The sequence below is a fragment of the Agromyces sp. H66 genome (genome assembly GCF_004959775.1).
Lineage (GTDB): Bacteria > Actinomycetota > Actinomycetes > Actinomycetales > Microbacteriaceae > Agromyces.
Window position 1 is genome coordinate 257,111 of sequence record NZ_SJZG01000002.1, and the last position, 19,218, is coordinate 276,328.

Below are 19,218 nucleotides of genomic sequence, written 5' to 3' on the forward strand. Positions count from 1 at the left end.
CCTACTCGAGGTAGTCGCGGAGCGACTGCGAGCGCGACGGGTGGCGGAGCTTCGCCATCGTCTTCGACTCGATCTGGCGGATCCGCTCGCGCGTGACGCCGAACGTGTCGCCGATCTGGTCGAGGGTCTTCGGCATGCCGTCGCCGAGGCCGAAGCGCATGCGGATGACGCCCGCCTCGCGCTCGCTCAGCGAGTCGAGCAGCGACTCGAGCTGCTTCTGCAGCATCGTGAAGCCCACCGCGTCGGCCGGCACGACCGCCTCGGTGTCCTCGATGAGGTCGCCGAACTCGCTGTCGCCGTCCTCGCCGAGCGGCGTGTGCAGCGAGATGGGCTCGCGACCGTACTTCTGCACCTCGATGACCTTCTCGGGAGTCATGTCGAGTTCCTTCGACAGCTCCTCGGGGGTGGGCTCGCGCCCGAGGTCCTGCAGCATCTGGCGCTGCACGCGGGCGAGCTTGTTGATGACCTCGACCATGTGCACCGGGATGCGGATGGTGCGGGCCTGGTCGGCCATGGCGCGCGTGATGGCCTGGCGGATCCACCAGGTCGCGTACGTCGAGAACTTGAAGCCCTTGGTGTAGTCGAACTTCTCGACCGCACGGATGAGGCCGAGGTTGCCCTCCTGGATCAGGTCGAGGAACTGCATGCCGCGGCCCGTGTAGCGCTTCGCGAGCGAGACCACGAGGCGCAGGTTGGCGCCGAGCAGGTGGCTCTTCGCGCGCTGGCCGTCCTTCGCGACCCACTGCAGCTCGCGGCCGAGCTGCGAGCGACGCTCGGCGTCGGACATGTGCGACAGCTTCTCCTCGGCGAAGAGCCCTGCTTCGATGCGCATCGCGAGCTCGACCTCTTCGGCCGCGTTCAGGAGCGCGACCTTGCCGATCTGCTTCAGGTAGTCCTTGACAGGGTCGGCCGTCGCACCGGTGATGGCCGTCGAGTAGACCGGCACCTCGTCTTCGTCGTCGGCCGCGCGCAGCACGAGCGCACCCGTGGGGTGCGGCTCGACCGCGACCGGCTTGGACTCCTCCTCGGAGTCCTCGTCGGTGTCGGCATCGGATGCCGCGTCGTCGGTGGTCTCCGCGACCGCTTCCGCCCCTTCTGGGACGTCGACCTCCGCCTCGGCGTCGACTTCGACCTCGACGTCCTCGATCTCGTCGGGCTCGATCTCGTCCTCGTCGTCACCGGCGGCGCCGGCCTTCGCCTTGCCACGCGGCTTCGCCGCCGACTTCGCGGTGCTGGTACGCGGGGTCTTGCCCGCCGTCGTCGCCGCGGCCTTCGAGCCCCCGGCCTTGGCACCGCCCTTCGCTGCGGGCTTCGTCTTCGCCGGGGTCGCCCCGGCGGTGGCCTTCGCGGCCGTCGACTTCGCGGCCGTCGCGCGCGTCGAAGCGGGCTTCTCCGCCTCGCTCGCAGCCTTCGTCGCAGCCTTCGTCGTTGCCATTCGTTGAACCTCTCCTACCGTCGCGCGGCGTGTGCCCTCTCGGACGCGCGGCTCGTGCATTCGGCCCGGTCGTTTTCGGACACTATGAGGACCCATGTCAAGTCCGCTTGTTCGGCGCGAACATGTCGTGCCAGCGGACCAGAACGGGTCCTGTCCTCCATTATACAGTCACCCGTGCGCGCGGGCGTCCACGCGCCGGCCCGCTCCCCACTGGATGACAACGAATCCGGGCCGCCGGGAATTCCCTCTGAGCGGCGATTCTGCCGCGATTCCGGCCGCGGCGCCGCGCGATCAGCCGCCGAGCGGCGATTCGTCGTCGCGCGTGCGTCGGAATGCGAGGAACTTCTCGAGTTCGGCGGCGATCTCGTCGGCCGAGGGCAGTTCTCCCGCCTCATCGGTGAGCGGCGATCGCAGCGTCGTGCCCTCCATGTACGAGTCGTGTCGCTCCTCGAGCGTGCCGACGAGCTTCCCGAGTTCGCCGTTCTCGGCCACCTGCTCGTCGATCCGCGCCACGAACTCACGACCCTGCTCGCGCAGCGCGTCGGTGGGGAAGATCCGTCCGGTCGACGCGCTGATCGCCTCGAGCGCGGCGACCGCGGCGAGCGGGTACTCGGTGTCCGACAGGTAGTGCGGGATGAGCAGCACGAAGCCGGTCGTCGGATGCCCCTGCTCGTGCAGGCGATACTCCACCAGATGCAGCGCGTTCGACGGCACCTGGGTCGTCGGGCGCCAGATGGACATGGCCTCGATGAGGTCGGCTCGGTTGCCGCTCACGGTCATGCCGATCGGCCGGGTGTGCGGCACGGGCATGGGGATGGAGTTGATCCACGTCGTCGACGACACGCCGAGGTCGTCGATCAGCCCGAGCACCGCCGAGCCGAATCGCTCCCACTGGAAGTCGGGCTCGTAGCCCGTGAGCAGGAGGAACGGCTGTCCGAGCTCGTCGCGCGCGAGGTCGAGGCTGAGCCGCGGCGGGCGATAGTCGGCGAGGTGGTCGCCCGCGAAGAGGATGATCGGCCGCCGCGCGCGGTAGTCGAGCAGTTCGTCGGCGTCGAACGTCGCGACCACGGTGCTCTCGAGTGTGGAGAGGAGGTACTCGGTCGTCTGTGCGACGGCGGCGCCGGCATCCGCGAATCCGGTCAGGCCCGCGACGAGTGGCAGCCCGGGCGGCACGACGACGTCCGGATTCAGCTCGTACAGGGCACGGGGATCACGCATGCTTCCAGCCTACTGACGGGGCCCTCGCCACCCGTGCGATCGCGGACCGGCGGCGTGACGCTCGGAGCGAACACGTACGATCGCTGCATGACCGTGCCCGAACTCGCCCGCTCCTCCGACCCCCTGACCGATTCCGACGCCGACGTCGTGCTCCTCGCCGCCCGACCCGGGGGCTCGGGCGTCGAGCTCGTGGCACCCGAGGAGTACGAATGGGTGGGCCCCATGCTGTCGAGACTCGGTGCCACCGGTGCGGCCGAGGAGCTCACGCGGATCCTGTCGCCGGGCGCCGGGCCCGGCGTCGTCGCCGTCGCAGGACTCGGAGACCGATCGGATGCCGCGGGTCTCCGCTCCGCCGCCGGAAGCGCCGTCCGCCAGCTGGCCGGAACGGGTTCGGTCGCGATCGGCATCCCCGTCGTCGACGCCGCCGAGGCCGAGGCGGTGCTCGAGGGCGCGGCCCTCGGCGCCTACGCCTTCACCGAGTACCGCGCCGAGGCGAAGTCGCCGGTCGCGTCCGTCACGCTGCACACCGGCGTCGACGCGCGCGTCGACCGGGTGCGTGCCATCGCGACCGCCGTGGCGCGCACGAAGGATCTCGTGAACACGCCGCCCGGCGACCTCTCGCCCGAGCGGCTCGCCGAGCTGGCGGTGGCCGCCGCGGACGCCGCCGGGGTGTCAACGCGTATCTGGGACGAGGGGGCCCTCGAAGCCGACGGCTTCGGCGGCATCCTGGCCGTCGGGCTGGGCTCGAGCCGCGGGCCGCGGCTCGTGCGCCTCGAGTACGCCCCCGACGGGGCATCCGTGCACGTCGCACTCGTCGGCAAGGGCATCACGTTCGACTCGGGCGGCCTGTCGCTGAAGCCCATGGCCTCGATGGTCGGCATGAAGAGCGACATGGCCGGCGCCGCGGCCGTGCTCTCGGCGATCGTCGCGCTCGCCGAGCTCGAGGTGCCCATCCGCATCACCGGATGGCTGTGCCTCGCCGAGAACCTGGTGTCGGGCATGGCCATGCGTCCGAACGACGTGCTGCGTACCTTCGGCGGCACCACCGTGGAGGTGCTGAACACCGACGCCGAGGGGCGTCTCGTGATGGCCGACGGGCTCGCCGCCGCGAGTGCCGAGCAACCCGACGCGATCGTCGACGTCGCGACCCTGACGGGTGCGCAGGTCGTGGCACTCGGCCACCGCGTGTCCGGGCTCATGGGCGAGGACGCACTCGTCGCGCGCACGCGCGCCGCCGCCGACGCGGTCGACGAGGCCGTCTGGCCGATGCCGCTGCCGGGCGACCTCAAGGCGTTCCTGAAGTCGGATGTCGCCGACCTGGCGAACACCAAGCTCGGGGTGACCGTGCCCGGCATGCTCCTCGCCGGCGTCTTCCTGAGGGAGTTCATCGGCACGCGGGCCGAATCGGGCGACCGGATCCCGTGGGCGCACCTGGACATCGCGGGCCCCTCGTTCAACTCCGGCGGCGCTTGGGGATTCACCGGATCCGGCGGCACCGGAGCAGCCGTTCGCACCCTGATCCGGCTGGGCGAGGACCTCGCCGCAGGGTAGTAGGGTCGTATGGGCGAGATCGTCGCCCGTACACCCGCCCCCGCTTCGACGAGGGGTGGTCCGTGTCGCAGATCTGGTGCGCAAGGGAGATTGCGGTTGTCCGAGCAGAACTTTGACATTGTCATCCTCGGTGGCGGCAGCGGCGGGTACGCAGCGGCGCTGCGTGCCGTGCAGCTGGGCTTCACCGTCGGCCTGGTCGAGAAGGACAAGCTGGGTGGCACGTGTCTGCATCGGGGCTGCATTCCCACGAAGGCCCTGTTGCACGCGGCCGAGATCGCCGACAACTCGCGCGAGTCATCGAAGTTCGGCGTCCGCTCCGTGTTCGAGGGCATCGACATCGCCGCGGTGACGAAGTACCGCGAGAGCATCGTCGCCAGCAAGTACAAGGGCCTGCAAGGTCTCGTCAAGGCGCAGGGAATCACGGTCATCGAGGGCGAGGGTCGGCTCGTCGGCCCGAACGCCGTGCAGGTCGGCGACGACCGGATCGTCGGCAAGAACGTCATCCTCGCCACGGGCTCGTACTCCCGGTCGCTTCCCGGCCTCGAGATCGGCGGCCGCGTGATCACGAGCGAGCAGGCGCTCGAGCTCGACTTCGTTCCGAGCAGGGTCGCCGTGCTCGGCGGCGGCGTCATCGGCGTCGAGTTCGCGAGCGTCTGGAAGTCGTTCGGCGCCGACGTCACGATCGTCGAGGCGCTCCCCCACCTCGTGCCCAACGAGGAGGAGTCGGTCTCCAAGCAGCTCGAGCGCGCCTTCCGCAAGCGCGGCATCGCCTACAAGCTCGGCGTCAGGTTCCAGGGCGTCACGCAGCACGAGGACGGCGTCGTGGTGACCCTCGAGAACGGTGAGACCGTCGAGGCCGACCTGCTGCTCGTGGCCGTCGGCCGCGGCCCCGTCACGCAGGGCCTCGGCTACGAGGAGGCCGGCATCGCCCTCGACCGGGGATTCGTGGTCACCGACGAGCGCCTCGCCACCAACGTGCCCGGTGTCTACGCGGTCGGCGACATCGTGCCCGGACTGCAGCTCGCGCACCGCGGGTTCGCCCAGGGCATCTTCGTCGCCGAGGAGATCGCGGGCCTGAACCCGATCGTCGTCGAGGACGTGAACATCCCGAAGGTCACGTACTGCGAGCCCGAGGTCGCCTCGATCGGCTACACCCAGGCGCGTGCGGCCGAGAAGTTCGGCGCCGACCAGGTCTCGTCGTACGAGTACAACCTCGCCGGCAACGGCAAGAGCCACATCCTCGAGACGAGCGGTTCCATCAAGGTGGTGCGCGTGAACGACGGCCCGATCGTCGGCGTGCACATGATCGGCGCCCGGGTCGGCGAGCTCATCGGGGAAGCACAGCTCGCCGTGAACTGGGAGGCCTACCCCGAGGACATCGCCCCGTTCATCCACGCCCACCCGACCCAGAACGAGGCCCTGGGCGAGGCCTTCCTCAAGCTCGCCGGCAAGCCGCTCCACGTGAGCTGACCCGGCGTCCCGAAATTCGACTGCAATAAGCTAGAAAGCGTCACACGCTGTGAAGGAGACAAGCGCATGAGCGAATCCGTCAGCCTCCCGGCACTCGGCGAGAGTGTCACGGAGGGCACGGTCACCCGATGGCTGAAGAACGTCGGCGACCGTGTGGAGGTCGACGAGCCGCTGCTCGAGGTCTCGACCGACAAGGTCGACACCGAGATCCCGTCGCCCGTGGCGGGCGTCGTCGAGGCGATCCTCGTCCAGGAGGACGAGACCGTCGAGGTCGGCACGCCCCTGGTGACCATCGGCGCCGGCTCGGGCGGCGCCGAACCGGCGGCGGCTGCTCCCACGGCTGAGGCGGCTCCCGCCGCGCCCGCCGCGCCTGAGGTTGCACCGGCTCCTGCCCCGGCACCTGCGCCGGCTCCTGCACCTGAAGCCGCACCCGCCGCGCCGGCTCCTGCACCTGAAGCCGCACCCGCCGCACCTGCCCCGGCGCCCGAGCCGGCGACGGCTCCTGCCCCGGCACCGGCTCCTGCCCCGGCACCGCCGGCTCCTGCCCCTGCGCCCGCACCGGCTCCTGCCCCTGCGCCCGCACCGGCTCCTGCGCCTGAAGCCGCGCCTGCTGCGGCACCGGCGCCCACGCCTCAAGCGGCACCCGCGCCCGCTCCGGCACCCGCACCTGCGCCCGCGCCAGCACCGGAGGCCGCTCCGGCGCCTGCGCCCACCACGCCCGCACCTCAGGCTGCTCCGCCCGCACCCGAGCCCGCTCCGGCCGCCGCTCCCGCGGCACCGGCCGGTGCACACGCCGGCCCCAGCGGCTATGTCACCCCGATCGTGCGCAAGCTCGCCAACGAGCAGGGCGTCGACCTCGCCAGCGTCACGGGCACCGGTGTCGGCGGTCGCATCCGCAAGCAGGACGTGATCTCGGCCCACGCGGCTCCGGCCGCCCCCGCGGCCGCGCCCACCCGCGCACCGCTCGAGACGTCGCCGCTGCGCGGCACGACCGTGCCGATGACGCGACTGCGCAAGGTCGTCGCCGAGCGTGCGGTGGTCTCGATGACCTCGACCGCCCAGCTCACCACGGTGGTCGAGGTCGATGTCACCCGCGTCGCACGGCTGCGCGATCGCGTGAAGGGTGCGTTCCTCGAGAAGACCGGCAACAAGCTGTCGTTCCTGCCGTTCTTCGCCCTCGCCGCCGCGGAGGCCCTCCGCGCCTACCCGATCATCAACTCGACCGTCGACGGGGACAGCATCGTCTACCCCGCGACCGAGAACATGAGCATCGCGGTCGACACCGAGCGAGGTCTGCTCACCCCCGTGATCCGCGACGCCGGTGAGCTGGACATCGCGGGACTCGCAGCCCAGATCGCCGACCTCGCCGATCGCACGCGCAACAACCAGCTCAAGCCCGACGAGCTGTCGGGCGGCACGTTCACGCTCACGAACACGGGCTCGCGCGGCGCGCTGTTCGACACGCCGGTCGTGTTCCTGCCGCAGTCGGCGATCCTCGGCACGGGCATCGTCGTGAAGCGACCCGTGGTCGTGAGCCAGGACGGATCCGAGGCGATCGCGATCCGCTCGATGGTCTACCTCGCCCTGTCGTACGACCACCGCATCATCGACGGCGCCGACGCAGCCCGCTTCCTGACCGCGGTCAAGGAGCGGCTGGAGGAGGGCGACTTCGAGTCGGTGCTCGGCATCTAGTCGAAGATCTCCCGCAGACGCCAGCCGGCCTCGCCCCTCACCACGAGGAGCGAGGCCGGCTCTCGTCCGACCTCCGTGCGGGACACCTGGACCAGCACGGCGCCTCCCATCTCCACCGTCACGGCCGCGCTGGACGCATCGAACCCGTCGGCCGGCGGGGGCGCGCCGTCGCGTGCGGCGAGCATCGCCTCGCGATCGTCGGCCTCGATGGTCGAGCCGTGCTGCACCACCTCGTCGAGGCACGCGAGGTCGAGGGCGGCGAAGCATTCGGCGCGGCGCTCGAGCAGCGCCGTCGCGGCCGCGGCCGCATCGTCGCCCGACACGTCGTCGATCTCGGCTCCGGCAGCACCGGGCGCGGCGACGGGGAGCTCGCCGGGCGGTGCGGGAGACGCCGTCTCGGCGACACCTGAAGCCGAAGCCCCCGCCGCGGCATCCGAACCGCCGGAGTCGCCGTCGGCCGGAGCAGGGGGTACGAGGGTGAGCAGGAGCACGAGTGCCCCTCCGCCGATCAGCCCGCCGACCGTGAGCGCACCACGGCGTGCCCGCAGCGCGGCGCCGGCGCGGCCGCGCAGCCGCTCGATCGGCGATGCCTCCATCGCCGCGATCACGCGCGCAGCGAGCTCCTCGGGCAACTGCACCAGTCCGAGGAGCGCGCGGAGGCCGCCGAGCGGTCTCCTGCCCGCCCCCGGCTCCTGGCCTGGCATCGCATCGTCGTCGGCGTGCGCCGGCAGCACGGGTGCCATGACTCGGGCGGGGACGCGCGTCGCCCCGACCCGAACCTCGACGCCCGCGATCGGCTCGGGCGCGGCCACCCCGAAGAGGTGCCGCTCGAGCTCGGCTTCGCAGGGGATGAACGGCCGTGCCGCCAGCCGCGCACGGACGAGTTCGACGGCCGGGTCGAGCACGCCGGCCGGCCGCACGGCGGCAGCGATCTCCTCGAGCAGGTCCGCCAGGGCGACATGTCCGGCCCGGAGGAGCGCCGTGCGCTCGGCCGGCTGCCCCGGCCCGGGCAGGCGGCGCAGCGCGCCGAGCCCGATGAGTCGCGGACGCCCGGCCTCGTCGAGGAGCAGGTCGGCCGCCGAGAGACGGGTGTGCACGAAGCCCTGCGCGGCCAGGTCGGCGACCGCGACGGCGATCGGCGCGAGGATCGTGACCGCCTCGCCCGCGGTCAGCGCGCGTTCGGTGATCACTCGCGCCACGGACGGCCCGGGGATGCGCTCGACGGCGAGGCAGCATCGCCCGTCGTCGAACCCGGCCATGTCGAGCAGCACGGGGAGCGCGCCGCCGGAATCCGCCGACATCGCCTCGATCTCGATCGCGACGGACTCGCCGGACACGTGCGCCGGATACACGCGCACGGCCACGAGCGGCGGCGCACCCGGGGCGGGCGTCGTCGCCGATGCGTCCGTCGGCGCCGTGGCGCCGGCCGGGCCGTGATCGTCTGCGGCATCGGGACCAGCTGCTGCGAGGTAGACGTCGGCACGCTCGCCGGAGGCGATGCGACGGAGCAGCCGGTACCCGGCGAGATGCCCGCTGAGCGGCGACGGATGCACGACCGACGCGGGAGACGGCACGACGTCATCGTGACGTTGACGGCGAACGCGGCTCATGCCGAGATCCTGCACGGCCGCCCGGGCGACGGGGCGCCGCCGGGGGTCCATCGTGACGACGCACGCCCGCCGACCGGCATGTGGAGGACGAGTCGGGAACCACCGCGGCACGCCTAGACTGGTCGGCATGCTCGACTTCGTCGTCGCGGGGCTAAGCGCCAACTCCGTGCCGTACATCGAGGGTCTCGACCTTCAGCGCGCCGTCCATCGCGCGGTCGTCGCGGGCGAACGCCCCGACACCGTCATCCTCTTGGAACACCCCTCCGTCTACACCGCCGGCAAGCGCACCGCGCCCGACGAACGACCGACCGACGGGACCCCCGTCATCGACGTCGATCGCGGCGGCAAGATCACCTGGCACGGCCCCGGCCAGCTCGTGGGCTATCCGATCCTCCGGCTCGCCGAACCCATCGACGTGGTGGGCTACGTCCGCCGGCTCGAGGGCATCCTCATCGACGTGCTCGCCGGCCTCGGCGTCGACGGCCGTCGCGTCGAGGGCCGCTCCGGCGTCTGGGTCGGCACGCCCGGCCTCGAGAACAAGATCGCCGCGATCGGCATCCGGGTCGCCGACGGCGTCACGATGCACGGGTTCGCGCTCAACTGCAGCAACTCGCTCGAGCCGTACGAACGCATCGTCGCGTGCGGCATCCGCGACGCCGGCGTCACGACCATCACGCGCGAACTCGGCCGCGAGATCACGCCCGAGCAGCTCGTCGAACCGATCACGCAGCGGTTCCTCGCCGAGGCCGGGGCGGCGGTCGCGGCATGAGCACCCCACCCGAGGGGCGCCGGATGCTGCGCCTCGAGGTCCGCAACGCCCAGACGCCGATCGAGCGCAAGCCCGAGTGGATCAAGACCCGCGCGAAGATGGGCCCGGAGTACCGGCGGCTCCAGCACCTCGTGAAGAGCGAAGAGCTCCACACGGTGTGCCAGGAGGCGGGCTGTCCGAACATCTACGAGTGCTGGGAGGACCGCGAGGCCACCTTCCTCATCGGCGGCTCGCAGTGCACGAGACGCTGCGACTTCTGCCAGATCGACACCGGCAAGCCGGCCGACTACGACGTCGACGAGCCGCGTCGGGTGGCCGAGTCGGTGGTGCGGATGCAACTGCGGTATTCGACAGTGACAGGCGTCGCCCGCGACGACCTCCCCGACGAGGGCGCCTGGCTGTATGCCGAGACCATCCGCGAGATCCACCGCCAGTCCCCCGGAACGGGCGTCGAGATCCTGGTGCCCGACTTCTCTGGGAGACCCGGGCTCCTCGGCGAGGTGTTCTCCGCCCGGCCCGAGGTGTTCGCCCACAACGTCGAGACGGTCCCGCGCATCTTCAAGCGCATCCGGCCGGCGTTCCGCTACGAGCGCTCGCTGGACGTCATCACGCAGGGCCGCGACGCCGGCCTCATCACGAAGTCGAACCTGATCCTCGGCATGGGCGAGGAGCGTGCCGAGATCTCGCAGGCCCTCCTCGACCTGCACGAGGCGGGCACCGACATCATCACGATCACGCAGTATCTCCGCCCCAGCCCGCGCCATCTCCCCGTCGCACGCTGGGTGCGTCCCGAGGAGTTCGTCGAGCTCAAGGAGGAGGCCGAACAGCTCGGGTTCCTCGGTGTGCTGGCGGGCCCCCTCGTGCGCTCGTCGTATCGCGCCGGCCGCCTCTGGGCGCAGTCGATGCAGGCGAAGGGGCGCGAGCTGCCGCCCTCGCTCGCCCACCTCGCCGACACGTCGCTCGGGTTCGCGCAGGCGGTGGGCTGAGGCATCCGGACGCCGCCTCCGTCCACCGAGAACACGGTCGGAGGCGGCGTTCGCACGCCGGTATCCTTGTCACCATGGCACGCACCAAGGACGCGGGATCCGCCCCCAAGCCCCGCAAAGAGCCCGGCCGCATGAAGCAGATGTGGCAGGTCTTCCAGATGACCCGCCGCTACGACAAGAGCTCCCAGTGGCTCATGCTGCTCGGCTTCCTCGGCCCCGTGCTCGTGGGGCTCGCCCTCGCCCTGTGGTTCGGCGACGGCAACGGCTTCACCATCGCGCTCTGGATCGTCGCCGGAGTGCTGGCGGGCATCCTGCTCGCGCTCGTCATCCTCGGCCGACTGGCCGAGCGTGCGGCGTACTCGCAGATCGAGGACCAGCCCGGTGCGGTCGGCGCCGTGCTCCGCAGCGGACTGCGCGGCGGCTGGGTCGGCAACGAGATGCCGATCGCTGTCAACGGCAAGACCCAGGACGCCGTCTACCGTGCGGTGGGTCGTGGCGGCGTCGCGCTGATCAGCGAGGGGCCCGTGTCGCGCACGCAGCGCATGCTCGACGACGAGAAGCGGAAGATCGCCCGAGTGCTCCCGAACGTACCGGTACGGCTCCTCTCGGTGGGCCACGATGAGGGCTCCATCAGGTTGCACCGCCTCCCCGCCACCCTGCGGAAGACCAAGCGCACGCTCACGAAGCCCGAGGTGCTCGCCGTCACGAACCGCCTGAACTCCCTGCAGACGCAGTTGCCCATCCCGAAGGGCATCGACCCCATGAAGGTGCGGCCCCAGCGCGGCAAGATGCGCTGACCCTCGCTCATGTGCACGCGGCGTCCGTCGATCGGCGGATGCCGCGTCGCACGTCAGGCGCGAATGAGCACCGTGCCCGCGATCTTGTCGTGGAAGCCCCGTTGGTCGGAATCCCACACGACGGCCGGCAGCACGATGACGAGCAGGGCCGTGCGGACGACGGGTCGCCAGGGGCCCACCCAACCGCCCGCGACCGGCAAGACCCGCAGGCCCACCAGCCGATGGCCGACGCTGCCGCCGATCGTCGGGATGAAGAGGATCTGCATCAGGGCGAAGATGCCGAGCGTGACCCACGAGTGCAGCATCGAACTGTAGGGGGCGAACAGCAGCGCGATCACGATCGCGGCCACCCAGTCGATCGCGAGCGCCGCGATGCGGCGACCCACCCGGCCCACCGAACCGGGCCCGGATTCGGGGAGCCCGAGCCGCTCCCCCGGCCACCGACCGGGTTCGAGATCTCCGGAGGTTCTGGGCTGGGTCGCTGGCACCCCCCGATTCTACCGGGCCGCCTGTCGCGTAACATGGCCGAAACATCCGCGTCACGGTCGGGAAACCGCGACTCGATACCGTCGGGAGCGGCTGTGCAAGTCCGTCCGGTCCCCACCCGCCCCTCTTGGAGTGTTCGTCACATGTTCAGTGATTCGTCTGAAGTGCTCAAGTTCATCAAGGAGACGGATGTCAAGTTCCTCGACATCCGCTTCACCGACCTCCCGGGTGTGCAGCAGCACTTCAACATCCCGGCGTCGACCGTCGACGAGGAGTTCTTCACGGTCGGCCAACTGTTCGACGGCTCCTCCATTCGCGGGTTCGCCTCGATCCACGAATCCGACATGCAGCTGATCCCGGATGTCTCGACGGCCTACGTCGACCCGTTCCGCGCCGAGCGCACGCTCATCATGGTCTTCGACATCTACAACCCGCGCAACGGCGAGATCTACGGCAAGGACCCCCGCCAGGTCGCGAAGAAGGCCGAGAAGTACCTCGCCTCCACCGGGATCGCCGACACCGCGTTCTTCGCGCCCGAGGCCGAGTTCTACATCTTCGACGACGTCCGCTACGAGGTGAAGCAGAACGCGAGCTTCTACTCGGTCGACTCCAACGAGGGCGCCTGGAACTCGGGCCGCGCCGAAGAGGGCGGCAACCTCGCGAACAAGACCGCGTACAAGGGTGGCTACTTCCCCGTCTCGCCGGTCGACCAGCATGCCGACCTCCGTGACGACATCGTGCTGAAGCTCATCGACGCCGGCCTCGAGGTCGAGCGCTCGCACCACGAGGTCGGCACCGCCGGCCAGGGCGAGATCAACTACAAGTTCGACACGATGGTGCACGCGGCCGACGACATCCTGAAGTTCAAGTACATCGTCAAGAACACCGCCAACGAGTGGGGCAAGACCGCCACGTTCATGCCGAAGCCGCTCTTCGGCGACAACGGGTCGGGGATGCACACGCACCAGTCGCTGTGGAACGAGGGCAAGCCGCTGTTCTACGACGAGGCCGGCTACGGCGGCCTCTCCGACGTCGCGCGCTGGTACATCGGCGGCATCCTCAAGCACGCCCCCGCGATCCTCGCCTTCACGAACCCGACGGTGAACTCGTACCACCGGCTCGTGCCGGGCTTCGAGGCTCCCGTGAACCTCGTGTACTCCGCGGGCAACCGCTCGGCGGCCATCCGCATCCCCATCACGGGCACGAACCCCAAGGCCAAGCGCATCGAGTTCCGTGCGCCGGATGCCTCGGGCAACCCGTACCTCGCCTTCGCCGCGCAGCTCATGGCGGGCATCGACGGCATCCGGAACCGCATCGAGCCGCACGAGCCCGTCGACAAGGACCTCTACGAGCTTCCGCCCGAGGAGGCCAAGTCCATCCCCCAGGTGCCGGGTTCGCTCGACGCGGTACTCGACGCGCTCGAGGCCGACCACGACTTCCTCCTCGAGGGCGGCGTGTTCACCAAGGAGCTCATCGAGACCTGGATCGACTACAAGCGCGAGAAGGAGCTGAAGCCGCTGGCCCAGCGTCCGCACCCCTTCGAGTACGAGCTCTACTTCGGCGTCTGAATTCCCGCTCCCCCAGGGCGACGGTCCCGCACCCGCGTGGTGCGGGACCGTCGTTCGTTCGGCCCCGGTCGGTGTCGCGCGACGCGCGGTCAATGCGTGGTGGGATCGCGGCGCGGCTCGACGCCGTAGAAGCCCCGCTCGAACACCGCACGCGCTCGCCGCGTGACCGCGAGATAGTCGCTTTCGAGGCGGCTCGCCGACCCGGGCGGGTACCCCATGATGCGCGCCACGCCCTCGAGTTGCGAGCGTTCGACGGGCAGCACGTCGATCGTGCGGTCGAGCCACAGCGTCAGCGCCGACCTCGCACGCGACGCGAACACCCACGCCGTGCGCAGCACGCTCGCATCCGCGGGGGCGACGTGGCCGTGCTCGACGGCCGCGTCGAGGGCATCGAGCGTCGACGTGGTGCGGAGCGACGGATCGGCGGCGCCGTGCTGCAGCTGCACGAGCTGTACGTACCACTCGACGTCGGAGAGCGATCCCCGCCCGAGCTTCAGGTGCCGGGTGGGGTCGGCGCCCTGCGGCAGCCGCTCGTTCTCGACGCGCGCCTTGATGCGCTTGACCTCGCGGATGTCCTGCTCGGTGATCTCCGCCGGATAGCGCACCGAGTCGGCGAGGTCCGTGAAGTCGTGGATGAGCGCCGGGTCGCCGGCCACCCCGCGGGCGCGCAGCAGGGCCTGCGCCTCCCACGTCAGCGACCAGCGCGCGTAGTAGGCCCGGTAGGCGTCGAGCGACCGTGCGATGACGCCGTTGCGACCCTCAGGTCGCAGGTCGGCGTCGAGCTCGAACGGCAGGCGTGCATCCTCGCTCAGGCGAACGAGCTCCGACACGATGCGGAGGGCCCGGGCCTGCGCGGCCTCGGGCGAGGCATGCGTGGGCCGGAAGACGTAGACGATGTCGGCATCCGACCCGATGCCGAGCTCGCGACCGCCGAACCGGCCCATGCCGATCACGGCGAACTCCAGCCCGTCGTCCTCGCCCCCGCGGATCGCCTCGACCAGGGCGGCGATGTGGCTCTCGGTCACGTCGGACAGCCCTCGCCCGAGCTCCTCCACCGAGCACACGTCGAGGATGGCGGAGAGCGCCAGGCGCAGCACCTCGCGACGGCGGATGGCCCGGAACACCTTGGCCGAGGCATCCGCGTCGCCGTGGCGGGCGAGCACCGCCCGCTTCTCGTCCTGGAGCGCCGAGAGCGGGCGGGGCCGCAGCTCGTCGACGTCCTCGAGCCACGCGACCGCCTCGGGGATGCGCTCCAGGAGCTCGCCGGCGAACCGCGACCCCGAGAGCACGCGGGTGAGCCGGAGCGCGGCGTCCGACGAATCGCGCAGCAGGCGCAGGTACCAGTGCGTGGTCCCGAGGGTGTCGCTCACGCGGCGGAACGCGAGCAGGCCGTAGTCGGGATCGGCGCCGTCGGCGAACCAGGAGATGAGCACGGGCATCAGGTGCCGCTGGATGGTCGCCCGTCGCGACACGCCCGCGGTGAGCGCGCCGATGTGGGCGAGCGCGCCCTTCGGATCCCGGAAGCCGATCGCCGCGAGCCGTGCCTCCGCCTGTTCGCTCGTGAGCTCGAGCTCGCCCGGGGGCAGTGCCGCCACCGCCGACAGGAGCGGGCGGTAGAACAGCCGTTCGTGCAGCCCCCGGACGCGCTGACGGGTGTCCTGCCAGACCGCGGTCAGGTCTTCGGCGTTCCGTGCGAGACCCGACGAACGTGCGAGGGTTCGCAGCCGTGCGGCGTCGCGGGGCATGAGATGCGTGCGTCGCAGCCGGTCCAGCTGCAGGCGGTGCTCGAGTACCCGGAGCACGCGGTAGTCGCGTGAGAACTCGGCCGCCTCCTCGCGACCCACGTAGCCGCGTGCCGCGAGCGCCGTGAGGGCCGGCAGGGTTCCGCCCTGCCGGATCTCGGGGTCGGTCGCCCCGTGCACGAGCTGGAGGAGCTGCACCGTGAACTCGATGTCCCGGAGCCCGCCGGGGCCGAGCTTCACCTGCACGTCGACCTCGTCGGCGGGGATGTGCTCGGTCACGCGTTCGCGCATCCGCTGCACCGACTCGACGAACCCGTCGCGGCCGGAGCTCGCCCAGACCTTCGGGGCGACGCCCGCGGCGTAGCGGGCGCCGAGCTCCGCATCGCCCGCGATCGGCCGCGCCTTCAGGAGCGCCTGGAACTCCCAGCTCTTCGCCCACCGATCGTAGTACTGCAGGTGCGAGTCGAGCGTGCGCACGAGGGCGCCGTCCTTGCCCTCGGGCCGGAGGTTCGGGTCCACCTCCCAGAGCGGCGGCTCGATGCCGTGCTCGGCGATCATGCGCATCGCCACCATCGCGAGTCGGGTCGCGATGTCGAGAGCGCGGGCCGTCGAGACGACGTCCTCGTCGGCGGACTCGGCGACGAAGATCACGTCGACGTCGCTCACGTAGTTGAGCTCGCGCGCGCCGGCCTTGCCCATGCCGATCACGGCGAGACGGGTCGCCGCAACCTCGCGCGCGGGATAGCGGCCGGGCGAGGCGGGGTCGCCGTCGGCGCGCGAGATCGAGCGCCGAGCCGCCACGAGCGCCGCGTCGAGCGCCGCGCCGGCGAGGTCCGCGAGACCGGCCGCGACGGTGTCGACGGCCTCGATCGTGCTCGGGCGCGTGAGGTCGTACACGGCGATGCCCGCGAGCAGGCGCCGGTAGCGCACCCGCACCGCGGTCGCCGCAGCGGTCGGAAGATCGGCCTGCGGCACGTCGAGGTCGTCGATCGCCGCCGTCAGCACGACACGTGCGTCATCCGCTCCGAGCGGCGGCAGGGGCACCTGCTGCAGCACCGCGAGCTCGGCCGGATGCCGCAGCAGGAAGTCGGCGAATCCGCGCGACGCCCCGAGCAGGCGCGCCAGGCGCTCGGCCGAGGCATCCTGACCGAGCACCGAGGCCACCTCGTGCGGCGCGCGCTCGTGCAGGCGACGGATCGCCGCGAGCGCCTCGTCGGGATCGCCGGCATGCGCGAGCGCGCCGAGCAGCCGATCGCCGTCGAGCCCGGTCGTCGAGGCGAGCTCCTCGAGCGAGGCGGCAGCCCGGTCGAGGTCGTCGAAACCCGCTCGGGCGAGCCGGCCGAGGGACTGCGCCTGTCGTGACATCCGTCTCAGGTCAGAGGATCTCGAGATTGCGCTGCAACTCGAACGGGGTGACCTGCACCCGGTAGTCGCGCCACTCCGCTCGCTTGTTCGCGAGCACGTAGTTGAAGACCTGCTCGCCGAGCGTCTCGGCGACGAGCTCGGACTCCTCCATGTACTCGATCGCGTGGTCGAGGCTGGCCGGCAGGGGGTCGTAGCCGAGCGCGCGTCGCTCGCTGTCGGTGAGCGCCCACACGTCGTCCTCCGCCTCGGGCGGGAGCTCGTAGCCCTCCTCGATGCCCTTCATGCCCGCCGCGAGGAGCAGCGAGAAGGCGAGGTACGGGTTGGCGGCCGAGTCGATTGCGCGGTACTCGACTCGCGCGCTCTGGCCCTTGTTGGGCTTGTACAGGGGCACGCGCACGAGCGCCGACCGGTTGTTGTGGCCCCAGCAGATGAAGCTCGGCGCCTCGTCGCCGCCCCAGAGCCGCTTGTAGGAATTCACGAACTGGTTCGTCACGGCCGAGATCTCGTTGGCGTGCCGGAGGAGCCCGGCGATGAACTGGCGGCCGATCTTCGACAGCTGGTACTGCGCCCCCGCCTCGAAGAACGCGTTCGCGTCGCCCTCGAAGAGCGAGAGGTGCGTGTGCATGCCGCTTCCGGGGTTGTGCGAGAACGGCTTCGGCATGAACGTCGCGTACACGCCCTGCTCGATGGCGACCTCCTTCACGACCGTGCGGAAGGTCATGATGTTGTCGGCCGTCGTCAGGGCGTCGGCGTAGCGGAGGTCGATCTCGTTCTGGCCGGGCCCGGCCTCGTGGTGGCTGAACTCCACCGAGATGCCGAGGTCCTCGAGCATGCGCACCGAGCGTCGACGGAAGTCGTGGGCGGTGCCGCCCGGCACGTTGTCGAAGTAGCCCGCCGAGTCGACGGGTTGCGGACCCTCGGGTCCGTACTTCGACGACTTCAGCAGGTAGAACTCGATCTCGGGGTGCGTGTAGAAGGTGAAGCCGCGGTCGGCCGCGCGTGCGAGCGTGCGCTTCAGCACGTTGCGGGGGTCGGCGACGGCCGGCTCCCCGTCGGGAGTCGTGATGTCGCAGAACATGCGTGCCGTGGGATCGATGTCGCCGCGCCACGGGAGCGTCTGGAACGTGGTCGGGTCGGGGAAGGCGAGGAGGTCGGACTCGTACGTGCGGCTGAGGCCCTCGATGGCCGAGCCGTCGAATCCGATGCCCTCGGTGAACGCCCCCTCGACCTCGGCGGGGGCGATCGCCACCGACTTCAGGGTGCCCACGACGTCGGTGAACCAGAGCCTGACGAACTTGACCCCACGTTCCTCGATGGTCCGGAGAACGAAGTCGCGCTGCTTATCCATCCACACCCTCTCTCGCACCTCTCAGGGTAGCGGTTCGGCGACCGGCCGAGCGCCGACCGCCGCTGCCCGTTGTGCCAGACTGGCGGCATGCCAGAGCAGCCTGTGAACGACCCAGCATCCGCGAGCTCCGCACTCCCCGAGACCAACCCGTACGGCGGCGCCGCGGCGACCGGAGGCCCGAAGCGAGTGCGCACCCGGCACTTCCAGAACGCCAAACGCGAGGGCATCAAGATCACCGGACTCACGAGCTACGACATGCTCACGGCGCGCATCTTCGATGAAGCGGGCATCGACTTCCTGCTCGTGGGCGATTCGGCGGGCAACACCGTGCTCGGCTACGAGACCACCCTGCCCGTGACTCTCGACGAACTCATCCCCCTCACGAGAGCCGTCGCCAGCGCCGTGCGGCGCGCGTTCGTCGTGGCCGACATGCCGTTCGGCTCCTACGAGAACGGCCCCGAGGACGCCCTCAAGACCGCGGTCCGGTTCATGAAGGAGACGGGTGCCCACGCCGTGAAGCTCGAGGGCGGCGAACGCAGCGCCAAGCAGATCCGGCGCATCGTCGGCGCCGGCATCCCCGTGATGGGGCACATCGGCTACACGCCGCAGAGCGAGCACGGCCTCGGCGGCCACGTCATCCAGGGGCGCGGCGAGGGCGTGCAGCAACTGCTCGCCGACGCGAAGGCCGTGCAGGAGGCGGGCGCCTTCGCCGTCGTGCTCGAGATGGTGCCGGCGGATGCCGCGCGGCAGGTGACCGAGCTCCTCGAGATCCCGACCATCAGCGTGGGCGCCGGACCGCACACCGACGGCCAGCTCCTCGTCTGGACCGACTGGGCGGGCCTCACGATCGGCCGCGTTCCGAAGTTCGTGAAGCAGTACGCGAACCTGGCCGGCGTCCTCAGCGAGGCCGCGACTGCGTGGCGCAAGGACGTCGAGGCGGGGAACTATCCCGACGCCGAGCACAGCTACGAGTAGGCGCGGCGGCGCGACACTCAGTCTTCGGCGGCCTCCTCCTCGGCCCACTTCGCGCTGTTCGCCCGGAGGATCTCCAGGGCGCGCTCGGCCTCCTCGCGGGTCTCGAACGGTCCGACCCGTTCGACCGCCGGTGACTGGAAGCCCTGCTCGACCTCACCGGTCTTCATGTTGTACCAGAACATGTGCTCGACATCCTCGGCCATAGG

General features: G+C 70.8%; 15 protein-coding genes. 8 read left to right on the top strand and 7 right to left on the bottom strand.

Translation table 11 applies throughout. The annotated features are described in order from the left end of the window. Position 1: 1 nt before the first annotated feature. Both EZM51_RS04515 and EZM51_RS04520 read right to left on the bottom strand, forming a co-directional pair. Positions 2–1,435, bottom strand: coding sequence for an RNA polymerase sigma factor (locus tag EZM51_RS04515; RefSeq protein ID WP_136707048.1), 1,434 nt, complete (start codon positions 1,433–1,435; stop codon positions 2–4). A 291-nt stretch (positions 1,436–1,726) separates the two neighbouring features. Beyond that, the gene (locus EZM51_RS04520; RefSeq protein WP_136707049.1) at positions 1,727–2,653 is read right to left on the bottom strand and encodes a PAC2 family protein; all 927 of its coding nucleotides are present in this window, start codon (positions 2,651–2,653) and stop codon (positions 1,727–1,729) included. Between the two features lie 87 nt (positions 2,654–2,740). Between EZM51_RS04520 and EZM51_RS04525 the strand changes: the two genes are divergently transcribed. From EZM51_RS04525 to sucB, 3 genes are all read left to right on the top strand, one after another. After that, positions 2,741–4,204 carry a leucyl aminopeptidase gene (locus tag EZM51_RS04525; RefSeq protein ID WP_136707050.1) on the top strand — a complete coding sequence of 488 codons (1,464 nt, stop codon included), beginning with the start codon at positions 2,741–2,743 and terminating at the stop codon, positions 4,202–4,204. Positions 4,205–4,300: 96 nt separating this feature from the next. Beyond that, positions 4,301–5,674: a dihydrolipoyl dehydrogenase gene (gene lpdA, locus EZM51_RS04530; RefSeq protein ID WP_136707051.1), complete on the top strand. Its 1,374-nt coding sequence runs from the start codon at positions 4,301–4,303 to the stop codon at positions 5,672–5,674. Between the two features lie 66 nt (positions 5,675–5,740). Then, positions 5,741–7,366, top strand: a complete 1,626-nt coding sequence (gene sucB, locus EZM51_RS04535) for a 2-oxoglutarate dehydrogenase, E2 component, dihydrolipoamide succinyltransferase (RefSeq protein ID WP_136707052.1) — start codon at positions 5,741–5,743, stop codon at positions 7,364–7,366. On the opposite strand, the gene EZM51_RS04540 is transcribed toward sucB, so the two are convergent. Further along, the gene (locus EZM51_RS04540) at positions 7,363–8,940 is read right to left on the bottom strand and encodes a hypothetical protein (RefSeq protein ID WP_136707053.1); all 1,578 of its coding nucleotides are present in this window, start codon (positions 8,938–8,940) and stop codon (positions 7,363–7,365) included. The genes sucB and EZM51_RS04540 overlap by 4 nt on opposite strands. Positions 8,941–9,103: 163 nt before the next feature. On the opposite strand from EZM51_RS04540, the gene lipB reads away from it, so the two are divergent. From lipB to EZM51_RS04555, 3 genes are all read left to right on the top strand, one after another. Next, positions 9,104–9,745: a lipoyl(octanoyl) transferase LipB gene (lipB, locus tag EZM51_RS04545; RefSeq protein ID WP_136707054.1), complete on the top strand. Its 642-nt coding sequence runs from the start codon at positions 9,104–9,106 to the stop codon at positions 9,743–9,745. Then, positions 9,742–10,731 (top strand): lipoyl synthase, encoded by a 990-nt coding sequence (gene lipA, locus EZM51_RS04550; protein WP_136707055.1) that lies wholly within the window; start codon positions 9,742–9,744, stop codon positions 10,729–10,731. The genes lipB and lipA overlap by 4 nt, the downstream gene beginning before the upstream one ends. Before the next feature lie 74 nt (positions 10,732–10,805). Beyond that, positions 10,806–11,528, top strand: a complete 723-nt coding sequence (locus EZM51_RS04555) for a DUF4191 domain-containing protein (RefSeq protein WP_136707056.1) — start codon at positions 10,806–10,808, stop codon at positions 11,526–11,528. 53 nt (positions 11,529–11,581) lie between these two features. Here the strand turns inward: EZM51_RS04555 and EZM51_RS04560 are convergent, their stop codons facing one another. Then, a complete protein-coding gene (locus EZM51_RS04560; RefSeq protein ID WP_136707057.1) occupies positions 11,582–12,016 on the bottom strand; it encodes an RDD family protein in 435 nt (144 codons plus the stop codon). 141 nt (positions 12,017–12,157) lie between these two features. Between EZM51_RS04560 and glnA the strand changes: the two genes are divergently transcribed. Continuing rightward, positions 12,158–13,582, top strand: a complete 1,425-nt coding sequence (glnA, locus tag EZM51_RS04565; RefSeq protein WP_136707058.1) for a type I glutamate--ammonia ligase — start codon at positions 12,158–12,160, stop codon at positions 13,580–13,582. Between the two features lie 89 nt (positions 13,583–13,671). On the opposite strand, the gene EZM51_RS04570 is transcribed toward glnA, so the two are convergent. Continuing rightward, positions 13,672–16,689, bottom strand: a complete 3,018-nt coding sequence (locus EZM51_RS04570; protein WP_136707059.1) for a bifunctional [glutamine synthetase] adenylyltransferase/[glutamine synthetase]-adenylyl-L-tyrosine phosphorylase — start codon at positions 16,687–16,689, stop codon at positions 13,672–13,674. A gap of 10 nt (positions 16,690–16,699) precedes the next feature. Continuing rightward, positions 16,700–18,037 (bottom strand): glutamine synthetase family protein, encoded by a 1,338-nt coding sequence (locus tag EZM51_RS04575; RefSeq protein ID WP_136707060.1) that lies wholly within the window; start codon positions 18,035–18,037, stop codon positions 16,700–16,702. Between the two features lie 87 nt (positions 18,038–18,124). On the opposite strand from EZM51_RS04575, the gene panB reads away from it, so the two are divergent. Beyond that, a complete protein-coding gene (gene panB, locus EZM51_RS04580) occupies positions 18,125–19,012 on the top strand; it encodes a 3-methyl-2-oxobutanoate hydroxymethyltransferase (RefSeq protein ID WP_136707061.1) in 888 nt (295 codons plus the stop codon). A gap of 17 nt (positions 19,013–19,029) precedes the next feature. Here panB and EZM51_RS04585 read toward each other — a convergent pair whose 3' ends face one another. Continuing rightward, positions 19,030–19,215, bottom strand: coding sequence for an SPOR domain-containing protein (locus EZM51_RS04585; protein WP_136707062.1), 186 nt, complete (start codon positions 19,213–19,215; stop codon positions 19,030–19,032). Between the last annotated feature and the right edge of the window lie 3 nt (positions 19,216–19,218).